General features: G+C 72.7%; 22 protein-coding genes. 7 read left to right on the top strand and 15 right to left on the bottom strand.

Annotated elements, in window-relative coordinates; all coding sequences use genetic code 11:
• Window positions 1–59: 59 nt before the first annotated feature.
• Window positions 60–2,654 carry an MMPL family transporter gene (locus tag ASF17_RS03950; RefSeq protein WP_055795409.1) on the bottom strand — a complete coding sequence of 865 codons (2,595 nt, stop codon included), beginning with the start codon at window positions 2,652–2,654 and terminating at the stop codon, window positions 60–62.
• A gap of 131 nt (window positions 2,655–2,785) precedes the next feature.
• On the bottom strand, window positions 2,786–3,430 hold the full coding sequence (locus tag ASF17_RS03945; RefSeq protein ID WP_055795407.1) for a TetR/AcrR family transcriptional regulator: 645 nt from the start codon (window positions 3,428–3,430) through the stop codon (window positions 2,786–2,788).
• Window positions 3,431–3,599: 169 nt separating this feature from the next.
• Between ASF17_RS03945 and ASF17_RS03940 the strand changes: the two genes are divergently transcribed.
• Window positions 3,600–4,898, top strand: coding sequence for an NAD(P)/FAD-dependent oxidoreductase (locus tag ASF17_RS03940; RefSeq protein ID WP_055795405.1), 1,299 nt, complete (start codon window positions 3,600–3,602; stop codon window positions 4,896–4,898).
• Between the two features lie 93 nt (window positions 4,899–4,991).
• Here ASF17_RS03940 and ASF17_RS03935 read toward each other — a convergent pair whose 3' ends face one another.
• The 5 genes from ASF17_RS03935 to ASF17_RS03915 form a co-directional block, all read right to left on the bottom strand.
• Window positions 4,992–7,070, bottom strand: coding sequence for a PTS fructose transporter subunit IIABC (locus tag ASF17_RS03935; RefSeq protein WP_055795403.1), 2,079 nt, complete (start codon window positions 7,068–7,070; stop codon window positions 4,992–4,994).
• A 33-nt stretch (window positions 7,071–7,103) separates the two neighbouring features.
• Complete coding sequence (locus tag ASF17_RS03930; RefSeq protein ID WP_055795401.1) at window positions 7,104–8,072, bottom strand: 1-phosphofructokinase family hexose kinase; 969 nt, start codon at window positions 8,070–8,072, stop codon at window positions 7,104–7,106.
• 29 nt (window positions 8,073–8,101) lie between these two features.
• Window positions 8,102–8,890, bottom strand: a complete 789-nt coding sequence (locus ASF17_RS03925) for a DeoR/GlpR family DNA-binding transcription regulator (RefSeq protein ID WP_055795398.1) — start codon at window positions 8,888–8,890, stop codon at window positions 8,102–8,104.
• A 151-nt stretch (window positions 8,891–9,041) separates the two neighbouring features.
• Window positions 9,042–10,241 (bottom strand): Fic family protein, encoded by a 1,200-nt coding sequence (locus ASF17_RS03920; protein WP_055795397.1) that lies wholly within the window; start codon window positions 10,239–10,241, stop codon window positions 9,042–9,044.
• 114 nt (window positions 10,242–10,355) lie between these two features.
• Window positions 10,356–11,060, bottom strand: coding sequence for an NADPH-dependent F420 reductase (locus tag ASF17_RS03915; RefSeq protein ID WP_055795395.1), 705 nt, complete (start codon window positions 11,058–11,060; stop codon window positions 10,356–10,358).
• A gap of 103 nt (window positions 11,061–11,163) precedes the next feature.
• On the opposite strand from ASF17_RS03915, the gene ASF17_RS03910 reads away from it, so the two are divergent.
• Both ASF17_RS03910 and ASF17_RS03905 read left to right on the top strand, forming a co-directional pair.
• Entirely contained in the window at window positions 11,164–11,937 is a 774-nt protein-coding gene (locus tag ASF17_RS03910; protein ID WP_055795392.1) for an SDR family NAD(P)-dependent oxidoreductase, read from the top strand.
• Window positions 11,938–11,944: 7 nt separating this feature from the next.
• Window positions 11,945–13,771: a hypothetical protein gene (locus ASF17_RS03905; RefSeq protein WP_055795389.1), complete on the top strand. Its 1,827-nt coding sequence runs from the start codon at window positions 11,945–11,947 to the stop codon at window positions 13,769–13,771.
• Here the strand turns inward: ASF17_RS03905 and ASF17_RS03900 are convergent.
• From ASF17_RS03900 to ASF17_RS03870, 7 genes are all read right to left on the bottom strand, one after another.
• Window positions 13,750–14,160: a hypothetical protein gene (locus ASF17_RS03900; RefSeq protein WP_055795387.1), complete on the bottom strand. Its 411-nt coding sequence runs from the start codon at window positions 14,158–14,160 to the stop codon at window positions 13,750–13,752. The two genes, ASF17_RS03905 and ASF17_RS03900, sit on opposite strands and share 22 nt — an antisense overlap.
• On the bottom strand, window positions 14,160–15,197 hold the full coding sequence (locus ASF17_RS03895; RefSeq protein WP_055795385.1) for an Asp23/Gls24 family envelope stress response protein: 1,038 nt from the start codon (window positions 15,195–15,197) through the stop codon (window positions 14,160–14,162). Before ASF17_RS03895 ends, ASF17_RS03900 begins: the two co-directional genes overlap by 1 nt.
• A 144-nt stretch (window positions 15,198–15,341) precedes the next feature.
• A complete protein-coding gene (locus ASF17_RS03890) occupies window positions 15,342–15,947 on the bottom strand; it encodes a hypothetical protein (protein ID WP_055795383.1) in 606 nt (201 codons plus the stop codon).
• Window positions 15,944–16,522 (bottom strand): DUF6286 domain-containing protein, encoded by a 579-nt coding sequence (locus tag ASF17_RS03885; RefSeq protein ID WP_055795381.1) that lies wholly within the window; start codon window positions 16,520–16,522, stop codon window positions 15,944–15,946. The genes ASF17_RS03890 and ASF17_RS03885 overlap by 4 nt, the downstream gene beginning before the upstream one ends.
• Window positions 16,519–16,872 (bottom strand): hypothetical protein, encoded by a 354-nt coding sequence (locus ASF17_RS03880; protein ID WP_055795379.1) that lies wholly within the window; start codon window positions 16,870–16,872, stop codon window positions 16,519–16,521. The genes ASF17_RS03885 and ASF17_RS03880 overlap by 4 nt, the downstream gene beginning before the upstream one ends.
• Complete coding sequence (locus tag ASF17_RS03875) at window positions 16,869–17,057, bottom strand: DUF2273 domain-containing protein (RefSeq protein WP_055795377.1); 189 nt, start codon at window positions 17,055–17,057, stop codon at window positions 16,869–16,871. Before ASF17_RS03875 ends, ASF17_RS03880 begins: the two co-directional genes overlap by 4 nt.
• Window positions 17,054–17,494 carry an Asp23/Gls24 family envelope stress response protein gene (locus ASF17_RS03870; protein ID WP_055795375.1) on the bottom strand — a complete coding sequence of 147 codons (441 nt, stop codon included), beginning with the start codon at window positions 17,492–17,494 and terminating at the stop codon, window positions 17,054–17,056. The genes ASF17_RS03875 and ASF17_RS03870 overlap by 4 nt, the downstream gene beginning before the upstream one ends.
• A 252-nt stretch (window positions 17,495–17,746) precedes the next feature.
• Between ASF17_RS03870 and ASF17_RS03865 the strand changes: the two genes are divergently transcribed.
• The 4 genes from ASF17_RS03865 to ASF17_RS03850 all read left to right on the top strand — a co-directional run bounded on the left by ASF17_RS03865 (window position 17,747) and on the right by ASF17_RS03850 (window position 20,297).
• Window positions 17,747–18,337 carry an RNA polymerase sigma factor gene (locus tag ASF17_RS03865; protein ID WP_326934020.1) on the top strand — a complete coding sequence of 197 codons (591 nt, stop codon included), beginning with the start codon at window positions 17,747–17,749 and terminating at the stop codon, window positions 18,335–18,337.
• The gene (locus ASF17_RS03860; protein ID WP_156357278.1) at window positions 18,334–18,927 is read left to right on the top strand and encodes an Asp23/Gls24 family envelope stress response protein; all 594 of its coding nucleotides are present in this window, start codon (window positions 18,334–18,336) and stop codon (window positions 18,925–18,927) included. The genes ASF17_RS03865 and ASF17_RS03860 overlap by 4 nt, the downstream gene beginning before the upstream one ends.
• A complete protein-coding gene (locus ASF17_RS03855) occupies window positions 18,924–19,271 on the top strand; it encodes a hypothetical protein (protein WP_055795369.1) in 348 nt (115 codons plus the stop codon). Before ASF17_RS03860 ends, ASF17_RS03855 begins: the two co-directional genes overlap by 4 nt.
• Window positions 19,272–19,343: 72 nt before the next feature.
• Complete coding sequence (locus ASF17_RS03850) at window positions 19,344–20,297, top strand: diacylglycerol/lipid kinase family protein (RefSeq protein ID WP_055795367.1); 954 nt, start codon at window positions 19,344–19,346, stop codon at window positions 20,295–20,297.
• 70 nt (window positions 20,298–20,367) lie between these two features.
• Here the strand turns inward: ASF17_RS03850 and ASF17_RS03845 are convergent, their stop codons facing one another.
• The gene (locus ASF17_RS03845) at window positions 20,368–21,036 is read right to left on the bottom strand and encodes a GntR family transcriptional regulator (protein WP_055795365.1); all 669 of its coding nucleotides are present in this window, start codon (window positions 21,034–21,036) and stop codon (window positions 20,368–20,370) included.
• Window positions 21,037–21,068: the final 32 nt, after the last annotated feature.

Raw genomic sequence — 21,068 nt, 5'->3', positions numbered from 1 at the left:
TTCGGGATACGCAGGAGGCGCGGTGCGGGATCTCCCCGCACCGCGCCTCCTCGGTTCCGCTACGCCCGGTGGGCGGGCGGGCCGTCCGAGCCGGGAACGTGCGGCGCGGCGTCGGGCTCGGCGCCCTCGATCACGTGCGTCGCGTGCTCCGTCTCGGTGCCCTCGGTCGTGCTGCCGGGGTGCGTCCGCTCGAGCGAGGCCCCCTCGACGTCGACGTCGGGCAGGATGCGGTCGAGCCACTTCGGGATCCACCACGCCGCGTCGCCCAGCAGGTGCATGACCGCGGGGATGAGCAGCAGACGCACGATGAACGCGTCGATCAGCACTCCCAGGGCCAGGCCGAGCCCGATGGACTGGATCATCACCGAGTTCGAGAACACGAAGCCCGAGAACACGGCGGTCATGATCAGGGCCGCGGCCGTGACCACGGTGCGACCGGCGTGCACGCCGCGCTGCACGGCGAGACGGGCCGGCGTGCCGTGGGCGTACGACTCGCGCATGCCGCTGACGAGGAACAGCTGGTAGTCCATCGCGAGCCCGAAGAGGACCCCGACCATCAGGATGGGCAGGAAGCTCAGGATCGGGCCCGGGTCGTGCACGCCGAAGACCGGCGCGAGCCAGCCCCACTGGAACACCGCGGTGACCCCGCCGAACGCGGCGAACAGCGAGAGGACGAACCCGATGGTGGCCGTGATGGGCACGAGGATCGACCGGAACACGAAGATCAGGATGATCAGCGAGAGTCCGACGACGACGAGCAGATAGAGCGGCAGGGCGGCGGACAGCTTCTCGCTGACGTCGATGTTGCCGGACGCGTTGCCGGCGACGCCGAACTCGGACACCCCGTCGAGCTCGAGACCGCGCAGGTCGCGGACGAGCTGCTCGGTCGACTCGTCGGTGGGACCGCCGTCGGGCACGACCTGGAAGGCCAGCAGGGTGTCGTCGTCGGAGGCGCCGATGGGCGCGACGGCGACCACGTCGTCCTGGTCTTTGAGCTTCGTGCCGACTCGGACCTGCTCGGCGACGAGATCGTCGTCGGACACGGCCTCGTCGAGGTCGGCGACGACGAGCAGGGGGCCGTTGACCCCGGCGCCGAACTTGTCGGCGACGAGCGTGTACGCCTTGTACGCGCTCGAGTCGACGGGCTCGGACGAGCCGGCGGGCAGACCGAGGCGCATCGACAGGGCGGGGATCGCCACGATCAGCAGCACGATGACGCCGCCGATCAGGGTGAGGACGGCGCGGCTGGTCTTCATGGGCTTGCTCGGCACGCGCACCGGGCCGGTGTGGCCGACGCGGGCTCGGACCTTCTTGGGCAGGATGCGCAGGCCGACGATCGAGAGCAGCGCCGGCGTCAGCGTGATCGCGATGAGGATCGCGGCCAGGACGCAGACCGCGCCGACCGTGCCCATCAGGCCGAGGAACGGGATGCCCGTCAGGTTCAGGGCGAGCAGCGCGATGAGCACCGTCGAGCCGGCGAACACGACCGCGTTGCCCGACGTGCCGTTCGCGAGCCCGATCGAGTCGTGCAGCGGGGTGCCGTCGCGCAGCTGCGTCCGGTGCCGGTTGAGGATGAACAGCGAGTAGTCGATGCCGACCGCGAGGCCCAGCATCACGCCCAGCACGGGGGTGACCGAGAGCATCTCGACCGTGCCCGAGAGCGCGAGCGACGCGAGCACGCCGACGCCGACGCCGATGAGGGCGTTGATCAGCGGCAGACCGGCGCCGATGAGGGTGCCGAGCATGACGAGCAGCACGATGGCGGCGATGACGACGCCCGCCACCTCGCCCGGGCCGAGGATCTCGGGGATGGAGGCGGCGATGTCGTTCGACACCTCGGCGCGGACGCCGTCGATGTCGGCCTCGTTCATCTCGGCGACGACGGCCTCCTTCGACTCGGCCGGGACGAGGTTCAGCGCCTCGTCGAACTGGATGGTCGCGACGGCGGTCGTCTCGTCGGTCGAGACCTGACGGATGTCCTCGGCGAGGGCCAGGAGGGCCGCGCCGTCCTCAAGGGTGGTGCTCTGCGTCTCGAGCTCGGTGCGGCTGGCGTCGAGGGTCGCCTGCTGGTCGTCGATCTGCTTCTGGCCGGCGTCGATCTGAGCCTGCTGCGCGTCGAGCTGCGGCTGCGCGGCGGCGAGCTGACCCGCGGCCTCGGCCTGGGCGCGTGCGGCGTCGAGCTGCTGCTGACCGGCGGTGAGCTGATCCTGCGCGGCGTCGATCTGCGACTGGCCCGCCTCGAGCTGCGCGGTGCCGTCGGTGATCTGCTGACGACCGTCGTCGATCTGCGTCTGCTGGTCGGCCAGCTGCTGCTGCGTCTCGAACGGGTTCGTGCTGCCCTTGACGTCGTCGAGCGCCTCCGCGTCGGTCAGCAGATCGCCGACGGCGGTCTTCTGAGCATCGGTGAAGGGGGCGTCGTCGGTCGTGGTGAACACCACCGTGCCGGTTCCGCCGCTGGCCTGCGGGAACTTGTCGGCCAGCTCGTCGCTGACCTCCTGCGTGGCGGTGCCGGGGATGCTGACGGCGCTCGTCAGCGTGCCGCCGAACAGCGCGAACGCACCGCCGGCGAGGCCGAGGACGACGAGCCAGGCGACGACGACCGTCCAGGCCCGACGGGCGGCGAACCGACCGAGTCGATAGAGCAGAGATGCCATGGTGCGGGATCCTCCAGAGGGTGATGCGGGTTGTGCTGCGGTGGTGGGGGTGGAGCCTCGCGTCGCGTCGTCGGGAAGGAGGTGCGGGTCGGCCGTCGCGGGCGGCGGCCGGGGGCGGTCGGTCGGCGTGGTCAGTCGGCGGGTGCGTACCCGCGGCGGACGGTCGAGACGAGTCGGTCGAGGAGGGCGTCCCACCGGCTGCGCGACGCGGGGTCGAGGGAGGCGCCGGTGGCGGTGATCCAGCGGTGCGAGATGACGGCGATGCCGTTCATCATCGAGCTGACCAGGATCTCCGCCTCGAGGCCGTCGGCGTCGCTTCCGCGGACGGCGAGCTCGGCGGAGAGCTCCTCGGTCGTGCGGGTGAAGACGTCCTGGATGAGGTGGTGCGAGCGCGGGTCGGTGCCGTCGTCGCCGAGCACCGTCCAGAGGTAGGCGATCACGGCGGGCAGGTCGATGCCGCGCATGGCGGCGGTGATCTCGGAGAACATCGAGGCCGGCGAGCCGTCGCCGACGGGCGTCGCCGCCGTCGCTGCCCGGAACTCGTCTACGGCGCCCGTCAGCACGCGGGTGCAGGCCGTCATGACGACCTCGTCGAGCGAGGCGAAGTGGTTGAAGACGGTGCGGCGCGAGACGTCGGCCCGCTCGGCGAGCTCGTCGACGCTGAATCGCGGGGCGCCCCGTTCGCCGATGAGCGCGTCGGCGGCGTCGACGATCGCGAGCCGGTGCTTCGCCTTGAGGGCGGCACGGCGATCGAACGCGAGGGGCTTGACGGTCACGTGCCTACACTAAGTGCACCGACGCACTCGGTGCACGGCCCGGCCCTGGGGAAAGCCTGGGACTTCGGAGGCGCGCCGAGGCGAGTAAGCTCGCGCCTGGCCGCACCAGGGCCGTGAGATCAAGGGTCGATGGGGATCCGCACGCCATCGACACCCGCAGGAGCTCAGCATGAGCGAAGACCACCGCAAGCACGTCGTCATCGTCGGCGGAGGGTTCGCCGGCATCGCCGCCATGCGGGCCCTGCGCAAGGCCGACGTCCGGATCACCCTCATCGACCGGCACGTCTACAACATGTTCCAGCCGCTCATGTACCAGGTGGCGACCGGCGGTCTCAACGCCGGCGACGTCACGTACTTCCTGCGGAGCCTCCGCTCGAAGCAGTCGAACGCCGAGTTCCGTCACGGGCTGCTCACGACCGTCCGCGCCGACGAGCGCATCATCACGCTGCGCGACGGCGAGGAGATCGCCTACGACGCCCTCGTGCTCGCCAACGGCGTCAACACCAGCTACTTCGGCACCAAGGGCGCCTACGAGTACGCGTACTCGATGTACTCGCGATCGCAGGCGCTCCGCATCCGCGACGAGCTCTTCACGCAGCTCGAGAACGCCGCGGCGTCGCAGGGCAGCGGGGAGGTGCGGGTCGTCATCGTCGGCGGAGGCGCGACGGGCGTCGAGATGGCCGGGTCGCTGGCCGAGCTGCGCGATCAGGCCCTGAAGGACGCCTACCCCGAGATCGACGCCTCGAGCATCACGATCACCCTCGTGCACCGCAGCGGGGAGCTGCTCAAGCCGTTCGCCCCGCGCCTGCGTCGCTACGCCGCCAAGGTGCTGCGCAAGCGCGGCGTCGACCTGCGTCTCGACACGGGCGTCGAGGAGGTCCGGCCCGACGGCGTCGTCGCCGCCGACGGCGAGTTCATCCCCGCCGAGCTGGTCGTCTGGGCCACCGGGGTCGCCGCGCACGCCGAGGTCGCCGGCTGGGGCGTGCCCCAGACCCACGGCGGGCGCATCCAGGTCAACGACGATCTCACCGTCAAGGGCCTCGACCGCATCTTCGCCGCAGGCGACATCGCCGCCACCGACGACGCCCTCGCCCAGCTGGCCCAGCCGGCGATCCAGGGCGGCGAGCACATCGGCGAGCAGATCCAGCGCCTGTTCGCCGGCAAGCGGCTCGAGCGCTTCAAGTACCACGACAAGGGCACCATGGCGACGGTCGGGACGAACGCCGCCGTCGTGCAGCTGCCGAACGGCTTCACCATGACCGGCCCGGTCGCCTGGCTGCTGTGGGTCTTCGTGCACATCACGAGCCTGCTGGGCAACGGCAACCGCCTGTCGACCCTCACGCACTTCTTCGTGCGCTACCTCTGGGCCCTGCGGAAGCGGGCCATCCCGATCGTGGGCGACGTGCGCCCGGTGCGCCCGAACGGCGACCGTGCGCCCGAGAAGTGGCAGACGGAGAAGACCGAGTAGCGCCTCCTCGGCCTCCCCGCCACACGATCGACACCCCGCCACCGGATCCGGTGGCGGGGTGTCGACGTCGTGGCGGGTTTGCGGCGGCGGGGCCTACGCGACCACGGGGCTGCGCTGGCCGACGACCGAGCCGGCCTCGGCGGCCTCGGTCGAGGCGTCGACCTCGGCGGGGGTGCCGCGGCGGACGAAGCGCTTGAGCAGCACGAGCGTGAACGCGCTCACCACGGTGCCCGCGACGATCGCGAGAGCCCACATGCCGAGGTTGCCGATGGCGAAGAAGACGAAGAAACCACCGTGCGGGGCCTGCGAGGTGACTCCGGCGGCCATCGAGATGGCTCCGGTCACCGCGCCTCCCACCATGCTGGCCGGGATGACGCGCAGCGGGTCCGCCGCGGCGAACGGGATCGCGCCCTCGGAGATGAACGAGGCGCCCAGCAGCCAGGCCGCCGTGCCGTTCGACCGCTCGACCTGCGTGAAGCCCTTGCGGTACAGCACGGTCGAGGCGAGCGCCATGGCGAGCGGGGGCACCATGCCGGCGCCCATCACCGCGGCCATGATCATCAGCGGAGCGGGGTTGTCGCCGATCGACCCGGCCGAGAGCCCGGCGACGGCGAACGAGTAGGCGACCTTGTTGACCGGTCCGCCGAGGTCGATGCACATCATGAGACCGAGGATGATGCCGAGCACGATGGCCCCGCCGCCGCTCAGACCGTTGAGGAAGTCGGTCAGCGCGACCGTCAGCGCGGCGATGGGGCCGCCGAGCACGAGGACGAGCAGGCCGGACGCGAAGATCGACGCCAGCAGCGGGATGATCACCACGGGCATGAGACCGCGGAGCCAGCGCGGCACGGTGGGCCGGCCGATCCAGTAGGCGGCGAATCCGGCGAGCAGACCGCCGACCAGACCGCCGATGAAGCCGGCGCCCATGAAGACGGCGACGGCACCGGCGACGAAGCCGGGGGCGATGCCGGGTCGGTCGGCGATCGCGTAGGCGATGTACCCGGCCAGGGCGGCCACGAGGAAGCCCGTCGACAGGTTGCCGATCTGGAACGCCGCGGCTCCGAGGAAGTACTGCAGCCCCTCGGGCGGCAGGTTAGTCAGCGAGTAGTCGGTCAGGACGGTCGCGGCGTTGCCGGCGATCTCGTAACCCGACAGCAGGAACCCGAGGGCGAGCAGCAGACCGCCGCCGGCGACGAACGGGATCATGTACGAGACGCCGGTCAGCAGCCAGCGCTTCAGCGACGAGCCGAAGCTCTGCTTGCCCTGGGCCGAGGCCTCGCCCGCCGTCGCCGAGCCCGCGACGCGCGCGGCGTCCGGGTCGGTGGCGGCCGCCAGGGCCTCTCGCACCATCGCGTCGGGCGCGTCGACGCCGCGCTTGACCGGCCCGCGGACGACGGGCTTGCCGGCGAACCGCGACTGGTCGCGCACGTCGACGTCGACGGCGAAGATGACGGCGTCGGCCTCGGCGATGACCGCCGGGTCGAGCGGGGTGACCTTCGCCGAACCCTGCGTCTCGATCTGCAGGTCGGCGCCGAGGCGCTTCGCCGCGGCGACCAGCGCGTCGGCGGCCATGAAGGTGTGGGCGATGCCGGTGGGGCAGGCGGTGACGCCGACCAGCTTCGGGCGGCGGGCGCCGGCGGCTCCGGCGGCTCCGGCGGCCGACGAGGCGCTGGTCGCGCCGCTCGCGGACGTCCCGGTCGCGCCGCGCGTCTCGGCGACCTCGCCGCTGACCTCGTCGTCGACGAGCTTCACGATGTCGGCCGGGGTCTTCGCCGCGCGGAGGGCCGCGGTGAAGTCGTCGCGGATGAGCGCACGGGCGAGCGTCGAGAGCACCGTCATGTGGTCGCTGTCGGCGCCCTCGGGCACGGCGATCATGAAGACGATGTCGGCGTCGCCGTCGGGAGCCCCGAAGGGCACCGTGCGGGCGAGACGCGAGAACGCGAGCGTCGGCTCGGTGACGGACGCCGAGCGCGCATGCGGGATCGCGATGCCGCCGGGCACGCCCGTGCCGACGGAAGCCTCGCGCTTGATGGCGTCGTCGGCGAGCGTGTCGGCCGAGCCGGCGCGCCCCGAGGCCGCGACGCGCGCGGCGAGGGCGCGGATGACGTCGGTCGACGTGCCGCCCAGGTCTTCGTCGAGACCGACGAGGTCGGTGCTGATGAGGGATGACATGGTGTTCTGCTCCTTGGGTGTGGGCGACGCTGCTCAGAGGTGCCCGACGGCCGCGGGGGCCACCGGGACGACGTCGATGTCGTCAGGGAAGGTCTGGTCGAGGGAGGGGACGATGCTGCCGGGCAGGGCCGCCGCGGCGGCTCCCGACGCGACGGCCTGGGCGAGGCGGGCGGGCGCGGGGGCGCCGGCCGTCTCGGCGAGCAGGTAGCCGGACAGCGACGAGTCGCCGGCGCCCACCGTGCTCAGGGCGGTGATGACGGGGGCGGCGGCGAACCACGAGCCCTCGCCGTCGAGGAGGACGGCCCCGGCGCTGCCGAGGGTCAGCAGCACGGTCTCGACGCCGAGCGCGCGGAGCCTGCGGGCGCCCTCGACGGCGGAGGCGGGGTCGGCCTCGTACGCGAGGGGGTCGCCGCCGACGATCTCGGCGAGCTCGTCGGCGTTCGGCTTCACGAGGTCGACGCCGACTCCCGATGCGATGAGCGCCGCGAACGGCTCGCCCGACGAGTCGACCGCGATGCGCGGGGCGTCGTCGCCGTGCGCCGCGCGGACCGCGACGACGACGTCGGCGAGCCAGGTCGTCGGCAGACCGGGCGGCAGCGACCCGGCCAGCACGAGCCACGACGCGAGGGCCGCGTGCTGGACGATCAGGGCCGTCAGCTCGTCGGCGTGCTCGCTGAGGTCGGGGCCGAGCTCGTTGATCTTGGTCGTCGTGCCGCCGGGTTCGGTGACCGTGACGTTCGAGCGGAGTCGCGCGGCGATCGGCAGGTTGACCGTGGGCACGCCGCGCTCGCGCAGGGCGACCAGCACGGGGTCGTCGAGGGCGCCGGGCAGCACGGCGACGGTCTCGGCGCCCGACGCGGCGAGGGCGCGCGAGACGTTCACGCCCTTGCCGCCCGGCTCGTCGGTGGTGCCGGCGGAGCGCTGCACTCCCCCGCGCTGCAGAGGCGCCGCGAGCTCGATGGTGCGGTCGAGCGAGGGGTTGGCGGTGACGGTGAGGATCATGCGTGCTGCTCTCTCGGAGGGTGCGGCGGTCATGCGACGATCACCTCGACGTCGGCCCCGGCGAGCGCGTCGGCGAGGTCGGGCGCGGGGGCCGCGTCGGTGACCACGGTGTCGATCTCGGGGAGGCGCGCGAACCGGACCAGCGCCTCCTCGCCGTGCTTGGTGCGGTCGACCACGGCGACGACGCGGCGACCGGCCCGCACGTAGGCGGCCTTGACGGCGCCTTCGAACTCGTCGGGGGTCGAGAGGCCGAAGCCGGCGCTGACCCCGTTCGCCCCGACGAAGACGATGTCGGGGCGGAGGGCCTGGATCTGGTCGACGGTCGTCGTGCCCACGGCCGCACTGGTCAGCCCGCGGACGCGGCCGCCCAGCAGATGCAGGTCGATGTGCGGGCTGTGCTGCAGCAGCGCGGCGATCGGCACCGCGTTGGTGATGACGGTGAGCACGGTGCCGGGCTCGGCCGGGACCCACGCGGCGAGCCGGGCGGCGACGGCGGCCGTCGTCGTGCCGGCGTCGATGGCGATCGAACCCGTGAACGTCGCCGGGACGAGCCGGGCGGCCGCGGCGGCGACGGCGGTCTTCTCGGGCGAGTGCTGCCCCTCGCGCTCGCTGAGGCTGAGCTCGCGGATGCTGGAGCGCCCCGCGGCGACCGCCCCGCCGTGGACGCGCTGGAGCAGACCCGACTGCTCGAGCTGATCGAGGTCGCGACGGACGGTCTCGGGGGTGACGTCGAACCGGGCGGCGAGATCGGCGACCGAGACGCGGCCGACGGTGCGCAGATCGTCGGCGATCGACTCGTAGCGTTCCGTCGCGTACATCCGGTGACCTCTTCGTCGTCTGCGTGCTGCCTCGACGGGGCTCCCGTCGCGTTGACGAGACTCTACGTCGCGGAACCCACAGAAAACAAGATGAACGAAGAAATACGCAGAATCGACCAGGCGGCGGCTGGAGGGGAATCCGAGCGGGCGCTCAGGGCCGCCCCCTCTTCGCCCGGACGGCGAACGCGTCGAGCGCGACGAGCACGTCGGGCGCCTCGTACAGCCGACCCCGACGGGCGTCGCCGATCGGCTTAAGGATCCCGTCGCCGACGAGACGCTCGATGCCGGCCCGGGCGTTGTTCGTCGCGACCCCGAGCTCGCGGGCGACCGAGGGCACGTCGACCACGGGTTGACGTTGCAGGAGACCGAGCATGCGCCGGCCGACCGAGCCCTGCCGCGCACTCGTCACGTCGTCCCAGTCGAGACGGATCGTCGTGAGGTCCGCGACGAGAGCACGACCGTTGACGACGGCCGACATCGTCGCGTCGACGAAGGCGCGGACGATGGGCTCGACGTCACCCCGCCGATAGGCGCCGAGGGCCGCGAAGTACCCCGCGGTGTCGCGGAGGAGCCCCGCCGAGACGGGCACGGTGACCTGACGCGTGATCCGCAGCCGTCGCAGCATCGAGTGCACGATCGCGCGCCCCGTGCGCCCGTTGCCGTCGGGGAAGGGATGGATCGTCTCGAACTGCGCGTGCGTCAGCGCGACGTGGACCAGCGCGGGGAGATCGGTCCGCCCGGCGAACGCGACGAGATCGGTCATGGCGGCGGGGACGCGGTCGGCGTGCGGGGGGACGAAGTCCGCCGTGTGCGGGCTGCGACCCGTTCCGCCGATCCAGACCTGCTGATCGCGCCAGGAACCCGTGAGATGGGGCTGATCCTCGATCAGCAGGGCGGCGTGCATGCCGATCACGGCGCCCTCGTCGAGATCGTCGGCCAGGGTCAGCGCCGCCTCCATCGCATGCACGTTCGCGACGACCAGGCGGGCGTTCGCACCGGACCTGCGGCCGAGTGCGGCCAGCGCGATCCCTCGCGGCATCGCCGTGAGGTTCTCGATCTCCGAGCTCGAGGCGCTCTCGCTCCGCAGGAGGATCGATGCGAACGGGGCCGTGAACGCACCGACCTCGGCATCGAACCGCGACAGCTCGGCGACCGCGTCCTCCGCATCGACGATGAGATCGGCGGACAGCTGCGGGGGCGCGGTCGCCGAGATCGCGGGCGTCACCGCGGCGTCGTACGGGCCGCGGCTGCGCAGACGCGCTCGACGCGAAGCGGGCGCGTCATCGTCGGACTCCCACGGGCGCGACTCGAATCGCACCTCGGGCCACGACGACACTCGGACCTCGACCATGACCCCACCTTACCCATGGTCATGGTCGTAACCATGGCTAAGGACTCGTCGCCGACACGCTCGCACGCAGGTCGCCCCGGTGTGCGGGCACGGTCGCCGGGTGGGAGGCGCGGATCAGGCGGGCTCGGTCGCCGCGTCCCGGGCTCGGGCGCGGCCCACGGCCAGGCCGCGCTGCGACGACCAGAAGGAGCGGGCGGTCTCGACGAGCTCGGCGGCGCCGACGTTGGCTCCGAAGGCGAGGGAACCCGGCTCGAGGGAGATGCCGTCGGCGAGGCTGGGCAGGGCGACCGGGTCGAAGCCGATGGCGTCGACGAGGGCGGCCACCCGGGCGAGCGCCGCCTCGTCGTCCGCCGCCAGGGCGATGGCCTTGCGCTCGGGGTCGCCCGCCGGCAGCGCGCCCTCGTCGAGGTCGTGATACCCCATGTGGTTGAAGCCCTTCACGACGATCGAGCCCGGCAGGTGACCCTGGACGAGTTCGCTCGTCGACCGGCGGACGTCGGCGAGATCGTCGCGGATGCCGTCGGTCTCCCACCAGTAGTTCATGGCGTCGACGACGATCTTGCCGTCGAGGGCGGCGACGGGCACGGAATCCAGCTTGCCGAGCGGCAGGGCGAGCACGACGATGTCGGCCTCGCGGGCCGCCTCCTCCGACCAGACGGCGCGTGCGCCGGGCGCGATCACGTCGACGATGAGGCCGATGCGGGCGGGGTCGCCCGAGCCGGAGAGCAGCACGGGGTGCCCCGCGGCATGCAGGAGGCGGGCGAGCACGGTGCCGACCTTGCCGGCGCCGAGGATTCCGATGGTCGCGGGTGACGTCATGTGTCGTGCAACCGCGATGCGGCACGCGTCATTCCGGTCGCCTCACCTCGCGTCGCCGTTTCCGGCAGACTGACCGCGACCGTGTACAGAGAGGTGACGGACCATGACCGGACGACTGACAGGCAGGACGGCGCTCGTGACGGGCGCCGCGACCGGCATCGGGGAGTCGGTCGCCCGGCGCTTCGCGGCCGAGGGGGCGCGCGTCGTCTTCGCCGACCGCGACGGCGAGCGCGCCGAGACCGCCGCTCACGACGCCGCCGCGTCGGCGGGCGACGGCGCCGCCCGCAGCATCACCATGGACATCACCGACGAGGAGTCGGTGGGTCGCGCCTTCGCCGATCTCGCGGCGGACGGGTGGGCTCCCGACGTCGTGGTGGCCAACGCCGGCATCCAGCTCTTCGGGCAGGACGCGCCGGCCGCCGACCTCGACCTCGACGTCTGGCGTCGGACCATCGACACGAACCTGACCGGCACGTTCCTCACCGTCAAGCACGCGATCCGTTCGATGCTCGACCACGAGGGCGGCAGCCTGATCCTCACCGGCAGCCCCACGGGTCTCACCGGCGAGGGCGCCGAGTTCACCGCCTACAGCTCGTCGAAGGCCGGCATCCACGGTCTCGCGCGGACGGCCGCCGCGGCGTACGCCGATCGCGGCATCCGCGTCAACACCGTGGTGCCGGGCTACACCGAGACCGGGCTCGTCACGGCGATCAGCGACGACCCGGAGGCACGGGCCGGCATCGTCGGTCGCATCCCGCTGGGTCGTGCGGGCACCCCCGCCGACGTCGAGGGGATCATGGTGTTCCTGGCGAGCGACGACGCCGCGTTCGCGACGGGCAGCCTCTTCGCCGTCGACGGCGGCATGACGGCGCTGTGACCGCGTCGTGAGCGACTGGCGCGACGCGACCCGGCCCGCGCGTCTCGACGCTCACCGCGCCGACGACGCCGCCTGGGGCGAGTCGACGCCGGCGCCCGTCGAGCTGCGGTCGGGCCCGTGGGCGATCGAGCTGCGCGGCGATGAGCTGGCCGACATCCGCTTCGAGGGCGTGGTGGTGCTGCGCGGGGTCCGTGCCGTGGCGCGCGACGCGGACTGGGGCACGGCCCGCGTCGACGGCCCGCCGGTGCATCTCGACGACACGGACGGCGCCGCCCGGCTCGACCTGCGCTTCGCCGGCCGCGACATCGACCTGACCGGCACGCTCGCACTCGCGACCGGCAGCAGCACCGACACCGACACGCTGACGATCGACCTCGCCGCGACCGCGACCCGCGCCTGCCGGGCCAACCGGGTCGGTCTCGTCGTGCTGCACCCGCCGTCGTCCGCCGGCGCCGCGCTCGTCGTCCGTCACCCCGACGGCGGGACGACCTCGACGGCGTTCCCCGTCGACGTCGCCCCGCATCAGCCCGCCCGCGACATCCGCGCCCTGTCGTGGACCGTCGGCGGCCGGGGCGTCGACCTCGGCGTGGACCTCGGCGTCGACGGAGACGTCTTCGAGATGGAGGACCAGCGCAACTGGACCGACGCCTCCTTCAAGACATACAGCCGCCCGCTCAGCCGGCCGTTCCCCTTCGAGATCCCCGAGGGAGGCGCGGTGCGGCAGACCCTGACGCTCCGGGTCTCCCGACGCTCCGTCGCCTCACCCGCTCCCCCGGCCCGCACGTCGTCGATCCGCCTGGCGCCCACGGGTGCGGTGCTCCCCGAGGTGGGGACCTCCGCGGGCGCCGTCGGGACGTCCGCCGCGCCTCCGCCCGGTCCGACCCTCCTCGTCGAGATCGACACGACCGAGCCCGCGTGGCGAGCCGACCTCGCCCGCGCCGCGTCGGAGGCCGGGCCCGTCGCCCTCGACGTCCGCATCGTCGTCGCACCCGGCGACGGGACGGCGATCGGAGCCGTGACGGCGGCCCTGGCCGGGTGCCGGGTGGTGCGTGCGGGGGTCTTCGACTCGGTGACGCAGGTGACGACGCCGACGGCCGCGCGCCTCCTCGGCGACGGACTCGTCGCGGCCGGTCTCGACCCCGAGCGGGTCGGCGGGGCGCGCTCGCACTTCACCGAGCTCAACCGCGGTCGGGAGGGGCTGCCCGACGGGCTGGACTCGTGGACCTTCAGCATCACGCCGCAGATGCACGCGACCGACGTATTCCAGATCGGGGAGTCCGTCGCGATGCAGCGCCTGGTCGCCCGACAGGCCGTCGCGATGGCGCCGAGCGGACGGGTGCACGTCGGGCCGATCACGCTGCGTCCGCGGTTCAACGCCGTGGCGACGTCCGGATCGTCGGGGCGCGGCGGGCCCGAGACCGTCGACCACCGTCAGGGGTCGACGGCGACGGCCGCGTGGGTGGTCGCGAGCGCGGTGGCCCTGGCCGTTCCGGGGGTCGCGAGCCTGTCGTTCTTCGAATCCCTCGGGCCGCGGGGCCTGCGTGACGGGACGGGCGCGGCGACGCCGGCCGCCGAGGTCGTCCAGGCGCTGTCGCGACTCTCGGGAGGGGCGGTGCACGAGCCGACGGACGCCCTGCCCGAGGGCGTCCGTCTGGCCGGTGTCGCCACAGCGGCCGGTCTCCGGCTGATCGCGGCGAACCTCACGTCGTCGGAGGTGAGCCTCCGCGTCGCCGGGCCGGACGGCGACGGGGGCGCGGACCGCCGGGTCGTCGTGCCGGCGTGGGGCTCCGTCATCGACCGAGGAGGCGCGGGTCAGGCCCCGGGGACGTACTGACGGACGAGATCCTGGATGAACGGGACGACGTCCTGCACCTGGTCGACGCCGGCGATCGCCACCGCGACGAGCGGCCACAGCGACACGAGGAGCGTCGACACGACGGCCGCCACGCCGAGGACCCAGGCCAGCGGCCCGTTGCGGACCGTGACGATGAGCGCCAGGAGCACGAGCGCGAGGATGTAGCCGATCGCGATCGCGGCGACGATCCCGCCGACGGGGACGTCGAGCGCGCCGGCGGTGCCGCCGTCGGCCGCCCCGATGAGGGTCAGCACGGGGATGAGCACACCCACCACGATCACGAGGCAGACGATCGTCGACGTGATCAGCGCGGCCCAGACGGCCCGCGGGCGGGGCCGTCGCGCCCCGGCCGATCGACGGCCGAGCATCAGCGGTCCCGGCCGCCCGCGTCGGGGGCGGCGGCTGCGTCGGCCCGGTCGGCCGCGGCGGAGTCCGCCGCCTCACGGGCTGCGGTGGCCTCGTCGTCCGCGTCGTCGTCCGTGGCGAACCAGTCGTCGACGCGGTCCGTCGCGGAGGGGCCGTCCGCCGACGCGGAGTCGGCGGTGTCGTCGGCGGCCGCAGCGGCCGCCTCGGCCGCGTCGGCGGCCGCCTGAGCCGCGTCAGCGGCGGCCTGAGCGGCGTCCGCGGCGGCCTGCGCGGCCGAGGGTGCGACGGCGGCCGTCGTGGTCTCGGCGGCCGGGTCGTCCGTGCGCTCGACGGCGTCGTCGGCGGTGTCGGCCGTGCGCGCGGCTGCGGTGTCGGCGCCCGGGGTGCGCTCGGCGCCGCGGGAGTCGACCGCGTCCGCGATGCCGTCGAGGGCGTCGGCCGCCTTGCCCTTGGCGACGTCGAGAGCACCGGCGGCGGCGTCCTTGGCGTCGTCGAACGCGTCGGCGGCTCCGGTCCTCGCGCGGTCGGCCGTCTCGGTGGCCTCGGCCCCGACCGCCGCGGCGGCCTCCTTCGCCTGGGCCTTCCTCTCGGCGATGGCGCGCTTGCGCTCCTCCGCCTTCTCGGCGTCGGCGGCGGCCTTGGCGGCGTCGGCCTCGTCGAACGGGCCGTGCACGTCGGTCACGACGACGTCGATGGTGACCGGCTCGCCCTCGAGCTGGCCGACGGCGTGCCGCACCTGCGTGCGGATGGTGTCGGCCAGCTCGGTGACGTTGGTCGGGTACTCGGCGACGACGGAGACGTCGACCTTCAGCCCGGTGTCGGTCGTGGCGACCGTCACGCCGGCGGAGTCCGCCGAGCCGAGAGCGGTCCGGACGGCGCCGACGACGCGGGCCGCCCCGCTGCCCAGGCGGTGCACGCCCGTCACGCCGAGGACGGTGAAGGCGATGGTGCGCTCGAGGCGCTGCTCCGGCGTCTCCGGGGCGGACGGACCGGCCGAGTCGAGGTCGATGGGGGTGACGTGGTGGGTGGACTCGGTCATGAGGCCGTCCTTTCATCGTGATGCGGGGTGACGCGGTGTCGTGCGGGTCGGGAGACGGTGATGGCCCTCGTCCTCGGGGGGAGGTCGAGGGCCATCACCGGTGGTGCGGATGCTGCGGCGACCGGGCATCCGGTCGGGACCGGCTCAGTCGAGGCGGGTGGCGGAGGCCATCTGCGTGCGGAGCCCGCCGTTGATCTGGACGACCACGGGCGTCTCGGTGCCGAGCAGCGCATCCCAGCGGGAGACCGCCTGGTCGATGCTGCGACGGATCTCGACGGGCGAGGCGCCCTTGCGGGCGTTCGCCGTGATGCGGAGGACGTTCTCGCCCTTCACCCGGAACGCCGTGACGTCGATCGAGACGATGCCCGCCGTGTCGGCCAGCGCCTCCTCGAGGACCTGCTCGGCGACCTTGGCGTCGATGACGAGACGGCCACCGGTGGGCTCGTTCCGCGACGACCCCTCGTCCACCGTCAGCAGCTCGCCGGTCTGACCGTGCCCCTGACGGAACGCGAACCAGACGAGCAGCAGGATGAGCACCAGCGAGGCTGCGGCGACGACCCAGAGGATCCACACCTGGTCGCCCGAGAGGGCGTCCGAGACGGGACCGGAGGCGTCGGATGCGGCGCCCGAGACGGTGTCGCGGACGTCGGGCCAGAGGGCCCCGACGGCGACGGCGGCGCCGCCGGCGAGCAGCACGAGGCCGATCACGAAGACGAGGAGGCGGTTCAGGGCGCGATTGGTGTTGTTCATGCTCCGACCGTTCCTTTCTTGGACAGGCGCACGGTGTGCTTGAGCGCCGGGCTGAAGTCGTACGCGTCGAGCTCGTCGCGGACGGCCTCGTCGATGCTGCGCACGTCGGTGTTGCGACCGGAGGTGCGGGTCACCTCGATGAGGGCCTTCCGCTTGCCGACGCTGACGCTGACCTGCGAGGGGTCGACGTCGCCGGCGTAGCTGGCCGTGCGGGCGAGCGAACGGGCGATGACCCGGTCGTCGACGACGGCCGCGGTGCGTCCGATCCCTCCGGCACGGCGACCGCGGCGCCCGGGGGCGAGCGACACGATGATGAGGACGAGACCGATCAGGGCCACCACGGCGCCGATGGCCGTGAGCACTCCCACGGCCGCTCCGGCGGCGTCGAGGACCGCACCGGCGGCGTCGGCCGGCGCCACGAGCAGGGGCTGCTGACCGATGGCGGCGAGCACGGACTCCGTGCCGATCCAGGCGAGCACGACGATCAGGATCACCGCGAGGGTGATCGCGATGACGGCCCGCGACGAATGCGTCTCGCGGCGCACGATGCGCCGGTAGAGCGAGCTGCTGCTCATGAGACCCGCTTCCTCTCACGGAGTTCGGCGCCGGTGATCTGGAGGTCGACGCGGTCGATGGACGATCCGGTCAACTGCAGGACGCGGTCGCGGATGGTGCTCTGCGCCGAGGTGAGGCGCTCGAGCAGGGTGCCCGACGAACGGGTGGGGAGCCCCAGCGGAGTGATCCGGATGGGGGTCTTGGCGATCACGCTGAGCGCGCCGTCACGGTCGGCCAGTTCGACCGACACGTCGGACGCGGTGACCTCGAGGGCCTCCGCGGTGACGGCCGACACGACCCGGCGGACGGCACGCGACGTGATCTTGTTCCGGCCGTGGAGGGTCTGGTCGGCCGTCACCGCCGCGGTCACGACGACCGCCGCCCGCGGAGGGCGTCCGCGAGACCACGGACGTCGAGCTTGCCCTCGACGACACGTCCGACGCCGAAGCCGACGGCCATGGCGATCGCGACGAAGATGAAGGCCCAGAACCCGAAGGCCACTGCGGTCAGCGCGAGGACCGCGCCGACGAGCATGCCGGTGGTCGTGGCGGTCACTGGACGCGGCTGTCGTCGGCGTCGTCGTCGTTGTCGTCCGAGGGGATGTACACGTCGGAGACGGTGACGTTGATCTCGGCGACCTCCATGCCGACGACCTGCGAGATGGCCTCGGAGACCGACTTGCGGACCTCGTCGGCTACGCGCTGGAGCTCGACCGGGTACTCGGCGACGATCACGATGTCGGCCGCGACCTGCTTCTCGCCGACCTCGACGGAGACGCCCTGGCTGCGGTCCTGCTGGTTGATCGCGTTGCGGATCGCGCCGATGGCACGGGCCGCGCCGTTGCCGAGGTCGTGGACTCCACGGACCTCGCGGGCGGCGATGCCGGCGACCTTCGAGACGACGCCGTCGGCGATCGTGTTCTTGCCGGCGGTCGAGGCGCCCGAGGTCTTCGCGGCGGCGGAGCCGGTGGTGGCGGGGGTGACGGTGCTCATGGGACTGCTCCTTGATGTCGATGTCGCGGGGCCTGCTGGCAGGTCCTGCGGTGCCCGTGAAGCGGGACACATCATTCAGACGCATCGAGCCCGGCGGAGGTCACGGTCATTCAGACTCCTTTCAGACTCCGCGCTCCGGAGACTCGTTTTGCGGCCCGTCCGACACCCGCGGCCCGGCCCGACAGCCGTTACCGGCCAGCGCCGCGACCCGCCGGACGGCGAGGTGGTATCCACGGAGGGCGCGATCGACCGATCGCCCGATCGGATCGCTGCGAGGAGGACGTCATCACCGCCGACGATCCCCTCCCCGACGCCGGCGACGCGCTCCTCGCCGCTCGCGCACGCGACGGGGACGTCCACGCCTACGAGGTCCTGGCCCGTCGACACGGTCCGCTGATGCGCGTGTACGCCTCGCGCCTCCTCGGCTCCGACCTCGAGTCCGACGACGTCGTGCAGGACGCCTTCCTGACGGCGTGGCGCCGACTGGGCGATCTCGAGAACCCCGCGCAGATCCGCAACTGGATGATGCGCATCGTCAGCAACAAGAGCATCGACCGCCTCAGGGTCCGCCGCGACCACGACGACATCGACCAGCGCGACCCCGAGGCCCCCCGGTCGCAGTCCCCCGATCGCGTCGTCGAGACGCGGTTCCAGATGGACGCGATGTGGTCGGCTCTCGACAAGCTGCCCCTCGACCAGCGACGCTGTTGGCTGCTGCGCGAGACGGCCGAGTACTCGTACGCCGAGATCGCCGAGGCCCTGGGGATGTCGGTCTCGACCGTCCGCGGCTGCATAGCCCGGGCACGCACCTTCCTGATGACGGAGATGGAGGCATGGCGATGACGATCCCCGATGACGCCCTGCCCGATCAGACCGTCGACGGCTACTCCGTCGAACGCCTCAGCGACTACCTCGACAGCGGCCGCACGCCCCGCGACCCCGGCATCGAGGGCTCGGCGGCCTGCCGTCTCTATCTCATCTCGCTCGCCCAGGTGCACGACCTGTCACGCGCCTCCCTCGAGCACGAGGCGACCCGCGAGCCCGATCGCGACGGCCGGTGGATCAGCGGTCTGCTCGAGTCGATCCGACGCGAGGTCGTCGGCGGTCGGGAGATCCCCCTCGGGCACCCCGACGCCGGCATCGACCTGCGCATCACCGAGGCGGCCGCCCGGGGACTCGTCCGTCGGACCGGCGACGCCGACGGCGGGGTCGTGCTCGGAGCCACCACCTTCAGCGGCGACGTGACGACGCCCGGCGCGCCCGTCACCGTCGAGGTCACGGCGGCCGTCCGCTACGGCGACGACATCCGCGGCGTCGCGGACGACCTCCGTGCCCGCATCGTCGAGACCCTGACGCGCCACACCCACCTGACGATCGCCGCCGTCGACATCGTGATCGACGACGTCTTCCTCCCCCGGACGGACGACCCATGACCACCGACGACCGACTGTCGCAGACCCTGACCGACCTGCTGCGACGGGTCGAGGGCGTCATCGACGTCTTCGACGCCCACCCCGCGGTCGAGTCGACCGTGCGCGCCGTCGCCGCCGAGCTCGACTGGGCGGACTCGACGGGACTCGTGCTCGTCGACCGCAGCGAGGGACTCGTCGCCGTGACCGCCCACGTCGCCACCGACCTCGACGGGTCGACGCCCGAGATCCTCGGTCGGGCCGCCGAGGCGCTCCGCACCCGACTCGAGGCGGACGACGGCGGGCAGACGCTGGTGACCGTGACGGCGCATCTGGTCGACCGGCCCGACGCCGATCGCCCCGGCTGAGCCTTCGGGAGCGACCACCGGGCTCCGATCTGCGGTTTCATGGAGGCTCCGTCCCCTCGACAGAGAGTCGTCATGCGCGCAGCCGTGGTCTACAACCCCATCAAGATCGATCTCGACGCCGTCAAGGCGGTCGTCGATCGCGAGCAGACCGCGGCCGGGTGGGACGACACGCTGTGGTTCAGCACGTCGAAGGAGGACCCGGGCCGCGGTGCCGCGCTCGAGGCGCTGGAGGCGGGGGTCGACCTGGTGATCGCCGCCGGCGGCGACGGGACCGTGCGGATCGTGGCCGAGACGATCGCCGACCGCGACGTCGCGTTCGCCCTGCTGCCGTCGGGGACCGGCAACCTGCTCGCCCGCAACATGAACCTCACGCTCGACGACGTCGACAACTCGATCCACACGGCCTTCACCGGCCGGGATCGCGCCATCGACCTCGGGCGCATCGAGATCCGCGCCGCCGACGGGTCGATCCAGAAGCACGCGTTCCTCGTGATGGCGGGCGTCGGCATCGACGCGAAGATGCTCGCCGCGACCGACGAGGACCTCAAGGCCAAGATCGGCTGGCTCGCCTACGTCAAGGCCATCGTCGTCGCGCTGCGCGACGAGAACACCCTCAAGCTCCGGTACCGGTTCGACGACGGCCCGACGAAGCGGATGCACGCGAACACCGTCATCGTCGGCAACTGCGGCACGCTCACCGGCAACATCCTGCTGCTGCCCGACGCGGCCATCGACGACGGCGTCTTCGACGTGATGATGCTGCGCCCCGAGGGCATCGTCCACTGGCTGCAGATCATCGGCAAGGTGCTGATCGAGAACGGGCTGGTCCAGCGCACCCCGCTCAAGCGGATCGTCGGGTCGCGCGAGATCGCGGCCCTGAACTACGTCAAGGCGAAGCAGCTGACCGCGAAGCTGTCGGAGCCCGCGGAGATCGAGCTCGACGGCGACGGCTTCGGCACCGCCATCGGCTTCCGCACGACCGTCGACGCGGGTGCGCTGCGCGTGCGCGTCCCGCGCGAGGACTGACCGGGGCGTTCAGGAGGGGCGGTGCGGGACTCCCCCGCGCCGCGCCTCCTGAACGGGGCCCGCGGTCGGGTCAGTCGAGCGAGCGGATGCGCACGTTGACGACGTGGTCGAGCATCGCGGCCTCGGCGGCCTCGGGCCGACCCGAGGCCAGCGCCGTCCGGATCGCCCGGTGCTCGGCGATGGCGTACTCGGCGTCCGTGACGCCGAGCCCCCCGAACATGCGGAAGCGCTGGGCCTGACCGCCGAGCGACTCGAAGGCGCGGTAGAGGAAAGCGTTGTCGGCCTGCCGCGCGATGAGGTCGTGGAACTGCTCGTCGGCCTGCCAGTACGAGTGGTACTCGTGCACGGTGGGGCCGGTCGGCGAGGTCGCGAGCCGCTCGATCGACTCGTCGAGCCCCGCCAGGAACGCCTCCGTCGCGTGCGCCGCCGCGAGGGCCGCGTTGGCCGGCTCGACGACGGCACGGGCGTGCATCAGATCGCCGAGCTCCTTGGCGGTGAGCAACGGGGCCGCCCGGTAGCCGCGGAGGGCCGCCCGGGTGACGAGCCCCGTGGACTCGAGACGCGCGAGCGCCTCGCGGATGGGGGTCTGGGAGACCTCGAGATCACGAGCGAGCGCGTCGATGTTCATCCAGGTGCCGGGCGGGAGCGTGTTGTCGAACAGACGCGACAGCAGCTCGTCGTAGACGCCGTCGGCGAGAGACACCCGCCGGGGCCGACCGGTCGAGGGCGAGGCTGTCATCGGACCAGTCTGTCACGCAGGGGGTCGTCGGC

This window comes from Frigoribacterium sp. Leaf263 (assembly GCF_001422285.1).
In the GTDB taxonomy this organism is placed as follows: domain Bacteria; phylum Actinomycetota; class Actinomycetes; order Actinomycetales; family Microbacteriaceae; genus Frigoribacterium.
The sequence above is the reverse complement of the archived record's forward strand: the minus strand, read 5'-3'. Positions and strand labels throughout refer to the sequence as shown.